Source organism: Streptosporangium nanhuense (assembly GCF_059358815.1).
In genome coordinates, this window is the sequence record NZ_JCADBG010000141.1 from 1 (window position 1) to 543 (window position 543).

General features: G+C 72.2%; 1 protein-coding gene. It reads right to left on the reverse strand.

Annotated features, from left to right (window positions below):
* Positions 1 to 543, reverse strand: a 543-nt coding sequence (locus tag AC5L38_RS44385) for a hydantoinase B/oxoprolinase family protein (protein ID WP_495248854.1), incomplete at both ends; no start/stop codon positions are given.

The following is a 543-nucleotide window of genomic DNA, read 5'->3' on the forward strand; positions in this document are numbered from 1 at the left end:
GCCCTCGGCGACGTCGCGGCGGACCAGGTCGGGGTCGCGCTCGCGCGGATCGCCGTGCCCGCCGCCACCGGCCGTCAGCAACGTGACCCGGTCCCCGATCTCCACCCTGGTCCGCTTCGTGCTCACCCGGTGCTCGCGCTCGGTGCCGGGAAAGACCACCACCTGGTTCGGCTCGGGCTCCAGCCCGCCCTCCAGCGCCCAGGGCCGCGACCGCGTCTTCTTGATCACCGACAGGAACTCCCCCGGCACGACGAACCGGATGTCACGCCGCAACCCCACCCCGCCCCGGAACCGCCCCGCGCCCCCGGAGTCCTCACGCATCTCCACCCGCTCGAAGAACATCCCGGTCTTCGCCTCCAGGACCTCGACGGGGGTGTTGCGGGCCTGGGTCTGGCACAGGTGGTTGGCGGCGTTCATGCCGTCGTGGGAGGGGGTGGCGCCCCAGCCGACCGGGTCGTTGTTGCTTACCGCGAACATCTGCCCGGTCTCCGGGTGGATCCCGACCATCATGAACCCCGGCACGTCACCTCCGGACGACGCGGG